Annotated in this window: 8 protein-coding genes and 1 pseudogene; 4 read left to right on the top strand and 5 right to left on the bottom strand. The window is 48.9% G+C overall.

Features of this window, described 5'->3' with window-relative positions; all coding sequences use genetic code 11:
• Nucleotides 1–80 precede the first annotated feature (80 nt).
• Entirely contained in the window at nt 81–257 is a 177-nt protein-coding gene (locus AO064_RS30700) for a hypothetical protein (RefSeq protein WP_156521568.1), read from the bottom strand.
• Between the two features lie 1,092 nt (nt 258–1,349).
• Between AO064_RS30700 and AO064_RS14610 the strand changes: the two genes are divergently transcribed.
• The 3 genes from AO064_RS14610 (at nt 1,350) to AO064_RS31065 (ending at nt 5,672) form a co-directional block, all read left to right on the top strand.
• A complete protein-coding gene (locus AO064_RS14610; protein ID WP_147469636.1) occupies nt 1,350–3,065 on the top strand; it encodes a hypothetical protein in 1,716 nt (571 codons plus the stop codon).
• A complete protein-coding gene (locus AO064_RS14605; protein WP_064053778.1) occupies nt 3,062–4,774 on the top strand; it encodes a hypothetical protein in 1,713 nt (570 codons plus the stop codon). Before AO064_RS14610 ends, AO064_RS14605 begins: the two co-directional genes overlap by 4 nt.
• A gap of 679 nt (nt 4,775–5,453) precedes the next feature.
• Nucleotides 5,454–5,672, top strand: coding sequence for a hypothetical protein (locus tag AO064_RS31065; RefSeq protein WP_208602908.1), 219 nt, complete (start codon nt 5,454–5,456; stop codon nt 5,670–5,672).
• Between the two features lie 486 nt (nt 5,673–6,158).
• On the opposite strand, the gene AO064_RS14595 is transcribed toward AO064_RS31065, so the two are convergent.
• Nucleotides 6,159–7,055, bottom strand: a complete 897-nt coding sequence (locus AO064_RS14595; protein WP_064053777.1) for a phage exclusion protein Lit family protein — start codon at nt 7,053–7,055, stop codon at nt 6,159–6,161.
• A gap of 559 nt (nt 7,056–7,614) precedes the next feature.
• Here AO064_RS14595 and AO064_RS30695 point away from each other — a divergent pair.
• Entirely contained in the window at nt 7,615–8,088 is a 474-nt protein-coding gene (locus AO064_RS30695) for a hypothetical protein (RefSeq protein WP_147469637.1), read from the top strand.
• A 462-nt stretch (nt 8,089–8,550) separates the two neighbouring features.
• Here AO064_RS30695 and AO064_RS14590 read toward each other — a convergent pair whose 3' ends face one another.
• From AO064_RS14590 to tnpC, 3 genes and pseudogenes are all read right to left on the bottom strand, one after another.
• Nucleotides 8,551–8,913, bottom strand: coding sequence for a histone-like nucleoid-structuring protein, MvaT/MvaU family (locus AO064_RS14590; RefSeq protein WP_064053776.1), 363 nt, complete (start codon nt 8,911–8,913; stop codon nt 8,551–8,553).
• Between the two features lie 64 nt (nt 8,914–8,977).
• On the bottom strand, nt 8,978–9,166 hold the full coding sequence (locus tag AO064_RS14585; protein WP_064053775.1) for a hypothetical protein: 189 nt from the start codon (nt 9,164–9,166) through the stop codon (nt 8,978–8,980).
• A gap of 80 nt (nt 9,167–9,246) precedes the next feature.
• Nucleotides 9,247–10,773, bottom strand: a pseudogene (tnpC, locus tag AO064_RS30275) (IS66 family transposase).
• Nucleotides 10,774–10,783 lie beyond the last annotated feature (10 nt).

Here is a 10,783-nt window from a genome sequence, read left to right as displayed (position 1 = left end):
AGATTTACGCATATCCAAACACCTCAGATTTGAGCGCTATCATAGCGCCCGATTGAAGTGTCCAAAATCATTAGGCCAGTTCACAGCGCCGCGTAGTTGATTAGCTTGAACGCCAGATCGACGTTGGTTTCGAGCTTTTTAACGTTAGGTATTTGCTCGGATACTGCTGGGCTCTGTGTGCCTACGGGAGGAGCGGTGACGAGCGTGATGGGTGTGATCAGTTCGACACGGATTGATTTGTCTTTCTTCCAGAACATCGATGCTTCCCTGCAGATTTTGACGGGATGGCACCATACCCAGATCAGAGCATTCGTCGCTAGCCTGACTCGGTCTCCTGACTGAAAAAACGCCGGGGGCCCCTGACGAATTTGGAAAGACACGGGGTCGGAAACCCGCGGGACTTTGGTAGCGGAAGGTGCTCCAGCTTACTGAAATTCAAACGTTGAAATTGAAAGGATCTTGAAGAAAAAGAGGCATCGTTACCGGAACGGTAACGGTGATCTCTGAGCGGTCATTTCGTAGGGCAAATGCACAGGTGAACAGGCTGTTCACTAAGCTGGGAGTTCTCCCGTTAACAAGGTTCCGCTGGTTTCCGACCCCGTATCTCAAAGATAACCTCAGGGACCCCGGCACACTTCGGGACATGCACCTGACGTTCGCTGGTGGAATTGATGCTTTCGGGGAGCGGGGGTTATATATCCCTACAAATGTGGTGTAACTCATGTGACAGGTGTAACGATGCTTTCTAAATCACTGTATTTATTGAATGTTCTGTTGATACACCGCTTGGGGACACTAATTTTTAGGCGTGTAACTCAGCTAAGTGGTGTAACGCTTCTGGTGCGTGAAATAGGGACGGACGAGGTCATGCCTATTCACAGGAAGGCAGAGTGCTCGCCACTCCCTTTCTGCCCAATGGGTGCGATTAATCACCTGCAATCATCAGTACGCCAACTGCGTCAGCGATTAGCCGGCAGCGTAACGGGCCGCTTTCGGCCGATTGTGTTGAAAAAGTCGGTTTTCACAAAACACTCGAATATTGATGGATGAAAACACCCCTGTTGCCCGCTGCTACGTGAAATCCGAGTACTGAACCTTCCGCCAAAAATTCAGATTTCAATCTCAGGTGCGTACTTTTCTGGCGTGGAATTCGAAGCCGACTTTTTCAACAGAATCGGCCAAAAGCAGACATACGCGACTGTTTCTTTACGAACAATCATAGTCTTTCAGCGCGGGCGAAATTTCTACGGAACTGGCGTCTAGCGCACGGATGATAGAGAGTATCTCTAACGTGAGAAATGAAATGAAGCACCAGTCTATTAGTCATAAATGACATGAGGGGCAGGGACGTGTCACCGACATTCACAGAATTAGTTACATTATTCGAGCGCGGAGAACTAGCCAATCAAATGGCCCAACGTTTCGGAATGGGGGCGAGTGAAGAAATTCGTTGGATGGAGGAGTGCTGCATCACATTGCACAACTCCGGAGCTATTGACTTGTTAGTTCTTATTGAAGAAGGTGCTCTGCTGGAATTGCCAGGAACCGATTTTTTTATGGCATCACACTTTTTTTGCCGCCTTTTGCCCGAGTTAGATGCGTCCCCTGACCGGATGATGCGTTGTGTTGATGGATTGGTAACTCGCGGGGGGCAAGACGGAGCAGCCCATGAACCAAACTCAGCATTCCGCAAATGGTGTGCGAACGTTCCAATGCGTGCCCATGAGGTTATTACTGCGGCGCATGGAGGTAATGAGCTTGCCTCTCAACATCTTGTCTTCGCATTAGAGGCTATTAAAAACCTCAGCGAGGCGCGTTTAATGGCAATCGAATATGAGGGTGTACGTCGCCAGGCTGCAATCGCCGCCCTAGGGCGCATTGAACATCCAAATTCAGAGGGTTGTGCCGAGACCTTTACACTTTTCCACAGACTGTTAAATAGCAATACTGAGGATGCCGTAAGCGCAAGTATTCTACATGCGACAATGGAAATTCTGACTCAAGGTCACCAAATTTCTTCTACGGAGGCGAACTCACTCGTAAGTCGACTGGTGATTGAACCTGGTCCGTTCACAGTACATCAGTGTGCACGTTCACTCTGGTCGTGCCGACAGGCGCTCACCAACGATATCGTTTGTTTCTTGATGAATGCACTGGAACAACTGGACACGGACAATAAGGGAACGATTGAAGAGCTAGATCTAGGCCTTCGGGTGCTGTTGGAGCTCGGTTACGATGAATCGGCTGTTTCTCTCGTTACCACGCTTCTTTCGCGCCAAGATAATGATCTACAACTTGAGGCGTTTGATAGCTTCACGCACAGTCTGATATCCGGCACTCCGGATCTTCTTAGTCGAGTTGTGGTACGGTGGCTGGAGCTTGGACTACCAAAACTTTGTAGAGGGCTTGCCGAAGCTATAAAGGGGCCCGGGCTGGATGGTGTGCCATTGACCCTTAAAGGCGAAGACCTGGATCTCACTCCCGCCACACAGCTATTCATTTGTCGAAAAGCAGTGGGTTGGTTCTTCCTTAAGCCGACTACAGCAGCATCCATTCTAGTGTCGATATTGCGGTATTGCGATGCACATACTGCCCAAGAGGTACAACGCCTGCTGGTTGATACATTGCTCCGAAACTATGGCGGGGTGCGAGATTATCTTGAGAGTCTCACTCCGGAGGATGCTGCGGGAAAATTTGTCTCCGCGGCTCTTGCCCAGAATTTGGCGTATATCGACGCACAGCGATCAGTTCCACTTCTTGTTGAGCTTCAACCATCGGAGCATCATCGCCGAATTGAACGTTTACGCATCTCAGATCAGATGCGAGAGGGTTACAAGCAGGCCGAGAGAGGTTCTATCTTTTTTGGATTAGTGAATCGCTCAGTGTTGTTATATGGAAATCGATCACTGAGTTTCATTGACGATGGTCAAGATGGACTTAGACACGTAGAGGTCGACCTTCAGTCTCATGGTTTTTCTTATGAGATGCCGCGCATGGAAGTCGTTGATCCGATTGGTCTCGATTACATTCTCCGTGTTTTCCGAAATGAGAGGATGAAAAAGTGAAGCTGTTGATTCGTGACTATTTGGCCTCGCTCAGAGAAAGGGACGAGCTAGATGCTGTACTTCCAAATTTGTTGAGTGAGCTTGGCTTCAATGTCTATTCACGCCCTCAAAGAGGAACAAGCCAACTTGGTGTCGATATCGCGGCCGTTGGGAAAGATGACGATGGAGAGAAAAAAATCTTCCTGTTTTCAGTTAAACAAGGTGATTTGACCCGTCAAGACTGGGACGGTAATCCGCAAGCACTACGATCATCGCTGGATGAAATTATAGATGCTTATATTCCTCACAGAATCCCGTCGAGATACAAGGATCTGAAGATTGTTATCTGTCTTGCTTTTGGGGGTGATGTAAATGAGCAGGTTCGGGAAAAGTTAACCGGTTTCATCGATAGGAATACTTCGGCTAAGGTCACCTTTGATGAGTGGAACGGCGACAAGATTGCAGGAATGATTTTGAACGGAATTCTTCGGGAGGAGATTCTTCCAAAACCCTTGCGCAGCAGCTTCCAGAAAGCTGTAGCTATGGTTGATGAACCAGACGTCTCTTATGAGCACTTTAGTCGCCTTGCAGAAAGCTTAAGGAAGGCTGGCATAGGCTCGGGGAAAGCCCGGGTCCGATCTGCTCGGCAGCTAAATATCTGTCTATGGATCCTGTTTGTTTGGGCCCGTAGTACTGGCAATATCGAGTCGCCATATCGCGCGAGTGAGTTGGCGCTACTGATGGCTTGGGAGCTACTACGGCCTACCCTCGGGAGCAATAGGCGGGAATTGAAGGCACTCAGTATTGTCGTTCGCCAGATGATCGAACTTCACCTCACCATCTCTATGGAATTCATTGACCATCGCGTGTTGCCTTATGCAGATAAATTGCATGGAATATCTATGGCTACGGGCTCCCGAAGCTCATTGGATGTGAACTTAGCCCTATTTGAGGTATTGGCTCGAATTAGTTTGGCAGGCCTATGGCTCTACTGGATAGGCGAGAGGGGCGGTGAGACACACGTAGAACAAATTAGGCAACGTGTCGCACAACTCGCGCAAACGGGTCTAACGATCATTAGAAACAACCCTATATTATTTCTACCGATAACCGATGGGCAAGGAACCAGCATTGCTCTTTTCCTTCAGCTTTGGCTGGTCAGTGGAATTGATGCAGAAGGTGTAACTTCTTGGCTCCAGGAAATGGCAAAGCGCTTGGAGTTTACTATTCTCACTAGGGGGCGTTACACTACTTCCCTCTCAGACTATCGTGATCTCGCAGAACATCCTCGTGACAGATCCGACGATTATTTCAAAGAGGCAACAGCAGGTAGTACCGTGGTCCCCCTTATTGCTGTGTGGCTGCATGCTCTTGGTGCAACCAAAGATGTCGAGGCGCTAAGTCGTCTTGCACAAAATGAGTTAGAGCACTGTACGTTGCAGCTTTGGTTACCTGATGCTACTTCGGAAGAGAAATTCTATATAGGTGACAGATCTCATGGACGAGCACTTTGTGGACTACCTTTGAATAAAGGGGGAGATAAATTACTCGCAACCATTGCAGAAGCCTGCAGTATGAATTCAGACTTGAAGAATCTGTCGCCCGTCAAGACAGGTTTTTGGCCGGTGATAATGGTTGCCTGCCACCATTATAAACTACCAATCCCCCCAGGATTCTGGGTCAATTCATTAATGGATCCAGATCCGGAACCAAAGGAAGGCCCAATTTGATTTCCTTCGGTTCCAAATCTAATCTATTGACATTTCTGCGTTTCATTTCTGGCCGACTGCTGATGTCCACTAGTGACGCCCCTCCTGGAGCGGACATTTACAAGGATTTGAATCAATAGGCTACAAGATTTTCGAGTGGATAGGGAAGGCTTTGTGGTCAATACATTTCGTCTGCTTTTAGCTATATATATCTATCCAGTAAAATCGCTTAAGCTTTTGTTATAACTAATAAATAAAGGTTATGCTAACAATGAAAGAAACCCTTGGTAGGTTATATCTGTGGCAAGTGCCCTTAGTAGGATGATTGATCTTCTGGCACTTGGCTGCGAGTTGATCGCTTCTGCAACACTGGAAGACCGCTTCTTATTACCGAGCTGTACGACAACGAGCGCAGAAGATTGAAAACGGGTTTGCGACTTGATGGAGAGGCACTGACTAACTTTGAAGAAAAACATGGCTCTTTATTTTCCGATATACATGATGTGCAGCTTATCCATGAACTAATAGCTGAAGAGATAATTATTAAGTTTTGCACCATCTTCAATGGCGGTCATGGAAAAGTAAGTGTTATCGCCTCAAACAATAAGCTATTTTTGAACCTGTACTTAACGAGATAGTTTCAGAGGCTTTCTCTGGTGATGCAAAAGTCAAATTCGAGAAGCTTATAGAGGATGCTAAGATGTACCGCAATAAGCACGGTGCTCAATTTGATCAAGAAAGTTTCTCCATGATGCACGGTAACAAAAAGGCTGGCGAAGACGGGATTGTTTATAGAGTGGGCTGGAGTACCGCTTTGTTGAGCTTTGATTGGGGATTTGTAAGTGATGCAATCCCTGTTTTTAATAAATCCTTAAGTAGTCACATTGGAAAGCTTCAAAAAGATGCTGGCATCATTTAGAAAGTGGCTTTGATATATAACAATTTTGTTCAGATGATTCTTTTTGTTCACCGGGTCGGGCTAAAGCCCGTCCATTAGCTCAATAATTAAGTGCTGATGAAAGTTTTTCTCGGACCGGTTCCGCTGCACGTCAATCAAGCCACAAATGCGGGCGTTAGAGTCCGCTATTGGCCGATTCTGTTGAAAAAGTCGGCTTCGAATTCCACGCCAGAAAAGTACGCACCTGAGATTGAAATCTGAATTTTTGGCTGAAGGTTCAGTGCTCGGATTTCACGTAGCGGCGGGCAACAGGGGTGTTTTCATCCATCAATATTCGAGTGTTTTGTGAAAACCGACTTTTTCAACACAATCGGCCGAATGCGGACGGTCGGGAGCGACAGCTATTAGCCAAAATCTGCCTCTCAGCTACTCTCGATGTCGGCCAAGAGTGAAGTGCTAAAGACCGAATGCACAGAACCTGGACCCGGTGCCGGCTTGAATGAACGGTTAATTGTCGCTTTTTGTACGCGATATGTCATAGAGCAGATCTCCAAGAATTTCTGAGAAAGTCGCACCGTCGATATTTGCTTTGACCCCAGCTTCATGAAAAAGGTACTGAAGAACAACCGTGCAGATTGCGTCTATGACTTCATCATTTCCTACTTGGTAGATCGCGATGTTATTGAATATTCGGTCATGTGCTGCTGGGTGCGTATTTCGTAAACACGAAACAATGCCAACCTCTAAGCTCTGTAGACATAGAACAGCGACGGCGAGGCCAAGTGCGCGCTTCTTCAGTTTAGGGTCGCATTGGGGCAGGCCGTCCAGTAGCCATTTGGTCGCATATTTGTCTGCCTCGCGCTCCTCTTGCTCCGAAAAAGCGGTATCTATCAAAGGGTGCTGCAATACAACGTGCGCAATTTCATGATGTAAAATCCACGCGACTGCACAAAGGAAGAGCTCTGTTGCGACAGCCGAATCATCGCAGTTGTGTGAATCCTCTCTCGGACGAGGGCCTGACTCAGGCCATGGCTCTGTGCCAGTTCCAGTTAAATTGGCTTTTGCCCATTCGAGAATGTCTGCTGACTCCCTGAGTCGCTGGTTGCCAACGCAGTCAAACTGCTCCGCGCCAGCTCGTTGAGATTCTGCGTATTCTTGCGTTAGTACCCAGCAGTGGTGTGAAAAAGCCCATAGGTATTCTAGCGATGCAATGGGCAGAACAATCTCTGGTGTTTGGCTATTTGATTCTTTCCGAACTCTAAAACCAAATTTGGGCTCGTCCACCATAACAAAGTCAATTTTGTCATCGTCACGTTGCTGTGCGCATAGATCAGCTTTCTCCGGCGCGACTTTGAATGGGGCGCCGGTAATTTGACACTTAAGAAGACAGATGGGAGAACGCATATATTTTTATCAGTCAACTCACTTAGAGACACCGAGGCACGTTTGAACGCACCTTGTGCTGGGTGTGCAAGACTAACCTCCTGGCCTGCCACTCACAATCCCTACCCACAGCTCTAGATCAACTGGCCGACTTTGGTCATTCGAAGCTCTCGGTGAAGGCTGCAATGGGTCGGAAGCGGCCGTCATGAACGTTCACTATTGGCCGTCTGCGGCCCTTCACTAAAGTGTGGTATGTGCCGACGTTCATCAGCATCTGCAACGCTCCCTGCTTGTAAACTTCTCATCCGATGAGGATTCTACGATTAGGCTTCCTTGATCTAGTACAGCGACAAGTGATGACAAATTACTTTTGCAGACTCTAGAGCCTTGCTTAGAGAAGCCCTATGGCTTACCTAGAATAATGCGCATCCACACTTGTAGAGGCGTCATGAGTGAATGCGTCACGGGAACTTGAAAAATATGCGAAGCTAAAAATAATTTGTAAGCAAATTGATTTGGCGATACCTTAAGCTGGGTGACATAAAGTAGAATCTCAAAAAAACATCGTAAGGACATTTAATTGGATACAAATCTTTACTATACAGCTGCCGTAACTGTTGCTTCGGCTGCTGCTCTCTTCAGTCTTTTTTCTGCAATAAACTCATCGAAGTCTGCTAAAGCCGCAATGCTCGGCCTTACTAGAAAATACGACATAATCGTTGAGCATAAGGTCGAACCAGCACAGAGCTATAATGCGTCAGCACAAGCCTTTTTTGTTCACGTCAGCTTTTTTAATATTGGTGAAGTTCCAGTTTTTTTAGAGGCTTGGCTTGCAGGCGATATCGACTGCGGTGGAAATCAACAACTTAATTTTTCTATCTTGACACCCACTAAGTTTGTCATAATTAAACCTGGTGAACATCAGGTCATAACCTTTCAGATGCTGACCAGTAACACGCGAGGGACAGCTCGTATTGTCCTCAACTACGAAAAGAGAAATAGCAGATGCGAAGCTGTCACGGTTAAATACCCAGTTTCCCATTTTGCAGTGTAGGGTAATATTTGAAATTCGAGCCTGTGTCTTTCTACCAGTGCTAGGTTGTCATAATTAGATTAGGTAAACACAGTTTGGAGTGAGCCAGCGAGACAGCGTGACATTTTACTTGCTATTCGGAGCGCTTACCGCTCGGTCACGCGAATCCATAGGACATTCGGCGAACGTTTGCAATCGCTTGTTTGTAGCTGGACGCTGACATTGGTAGGCCAAAAAATACATCCTGCTGGCCATTGCTGAAACTCAGTCTAGGCGAAGGGGCTCGAACCGTTCTGTTTATCAAGAAGCATCCGACCTTTCAGGTGAAGTTTTAAAAAACCACGCCAATGAAGTGAAGATTCGTCAAATCGAACGACTCACGGAGCAGGAGTGTAAGTGGATCATTGATTACTGCATGTTGGAAAAAATAGCTGATTAGGATAAAGAAAAAAGGCCTCAATCGAGGCCTTTTCTCATCGGGTGTTATTTTGCCTGCCAGCTCTCTACCTCGTCGGCGCCGTGCTTGATTTTCCACTCCTTCAGCGTCCTGTGATTGCCGCCTTTGGTTTCAACCACTTCACCGGTGTGCGGGTTCTTGTAGACCTTCGTTTGACGAGGTTTACGTTTGCCTGGTGCCGCCGGCATTGAAGCGCGCTTCGTGCTTTGCGGATCCAGCAGGTTGATGATGTGCTTGAGGCTAAAGCCGTAATGGTCGAGCAATTCGCGCAGCTTGGTCTCGAACTCGATCTCTTTTTTCAACGCGCCATCGCTCTTCAGTGCTTCCAAAGCCTGGAGCTGTTCGGCGAGATGTTTTTCAAGCTGGCGGTATTCGGCAAGTTTGGACATGTGCATTCCTTTTGTTGTGTTTTAGCGATATCTATCTGAAGTGTATTACAGCACGAAGTTCAGCTCACTTTCGCCCCTTCAACTGGTCTTCGATGTAGCTCATTTCGTTCTTGATCAAGTTGACCGTCAGTGTCTGAACATTCGAAATCTTGCCGATTTTTATGTCCACAATTTTCATCAGCGCGGCCAAGTGGCTTTTGCGCGCCTTCAAGGTGTCTGTCCAGTTGGCACTGCTATGTGTTGGAGTGATCATGATCTTTGTCCTGATGGGGTTTTAAACAGCCTACGTCGGTAGGCTGTTTGTAAGCGTACGGGGAATACGCCTTGCCTAGATCAGCCAGGCATCCACTGATGCGGCAGTAGATGCTCGATCTCACTAGCTTTCTGCGTCGGCAATCGCGCCAGTACATCCTTGAGATACGCGTACGGATCATGCCCGTTCATGCGTGCCGACTGGATTGGACTCATGATCGCTGCCGCTCGTTTGCCACTGCACAGAGACCCGGCGAACAACCAATTGGAGCGCCCAAGCGCCCATGGCCTGATCGTGTTCTCTACCGGATTGTTGTCGATGGGTACGGCACCGTCATCCAACTAGCGCGTCAGCGCTACCCAGCGTTTCAAGCTATAATCCAGAGCCTTGGCCGTGGCCGAGCCTTTGGGCACGAGGTCGCGCTGAGCCAGCATCCACTCATGTAACTTCTGTGCTATGGGCACCGCTATTTCTTGGCGTAATCGCCATCGTTCTTCATCGCTCATGTCTTTGACCTGCCGTTCGACTTCGTACAGCCCGCCGATTGAGTGCAACGCTTGCTCGGCCAACTGGCTTTTATTCGCCACATGCAGATCGAAGAACTTACGGCGGGCATGCGCCATGCAGCCGATTTCGGTGATGCCCAGGTCGAAGCTGGCCTTGTAACCCGCGAAGTCATCACAGACCAGCTTGCCGTTCCAAGTGCCCAAGAAGTTGCGCGCATGTTCGCCGGCGCGGCTGGGGCTGAAGTCGTAGACCACCGCCTTGAGGGCCGAGAACGGCGTCGTACAATAAGCCCAGACATAAGCTCGATGCGTTTTCTTCTCTCCGGGCGCCAGCATCTGCACCGGCGTTTCATCGGCATGCACGACTCGCTGAGCCAGCACCGCTTCGCGCAGTGCATCCACCAGCGGTTGTAGCTGTACGCCAGTTTGGCCCACCCACTGAGCCAGCGTTGAACGCGGGATCGCCAGGCCTGCACGGCCAAAGATCTTTTCTTGCCGGTACAGCGGCAGATGATCAGCGAATTTGGCTACCATCACATGCGCCAGCAGGCCTGCGGTCGGGATACCCTTGTCGATCACCTGGGTTGGCACCGGTGCTTGGATCAGTGTTTCGCACTGGCGGCAGGCCCACTTTCCACGTACGTGCTGCTCAACGGTAAACACGCCAGGTGTGTAATCCAGCTTCTCGCTGACGTCTTCGCCGATGCGCTGAAGCTAGCACCCGCAGTCACACTGGGTGTTCTCTGGCTCGTGACAAATGACGGTACGTGGGAACTGCGGCGGCAGCGGCGTGCGCTTGGGCTTTTGGCGGGTTTCGTCCGATGCTGAGGCGGGACGAAGCGTGTTCAGTTCTGCCTCGATAGCTTCAAGGTCGGTGTTGAGCAAGTCATCCAGCAAGCTGCCTTGCGCTGGGCTGATCTGCTCGCTGCGCTTGGTGAACTTGTGGCGCTTGAGGATGGCAATCTCGTGAGAGAGCTGCTCGATGATCGTCTCGTCACGATGGATTTTTCGGCCCATGGTGTCGACCTTCGACAGCAACTGCGCAGCGAGTGCGCGCAGTTGTTCGGGTGTCATTTGGTCGAGATTGGGCGAGGAAGTCATGCCGTGGATT

The organism is Pseudomonas marginalis, assembly GCF_001645105.1.
Taxonomy (GTDB): domain Bacteria; phylum Pseudomonadota; class Gammaproteobacteria; order Pseudomonadales; family Pseudomonadaceae; genus Aquipseudomonas; species Aquipseudomonas petroselini.
Note: the sequence above shows the minus strand (reverse complement) of the source record. Positions and strands in the feature narration are given on the sequence as shown.

Coding starts and splice junctions, on each gene's coding strand:
- AO064_RS31065 (WP_208602908.1), top strand. CDS start 5,454: ATGTACCGCAATAAGCACGGTGCTCAATTTGATCAAGAAAGTTTCTCC.
- AO064_RS30700 (WP_156521568.1), bottom strand. CDS start 257: ATGTTCTGGAAGAAAGACAAATCAATCCGTGTCGAACTGATCACACCC.
- AO064_RS14595 (WP_064053777.1), bottom strand. CDS start 7,055: ATGCGTTCTCCCATCTGTCTTCTTAAGTGTCAAATTACCGGCGCCCCA.
- AO064_RS14590 (WP_064053776.1), bottom strand. CDS start 8,913: ATGTCCAAACTTGCCGAATACCGCCAGCTTGAAAAACATCTCGCCGAA.
- AO064_RS14585 (WP_064053775.1), bottom strand. CDS start 9,166: ATGATCACTCCAACACATAGCAGTGCCAACTGGACAGACACCTTGAAG.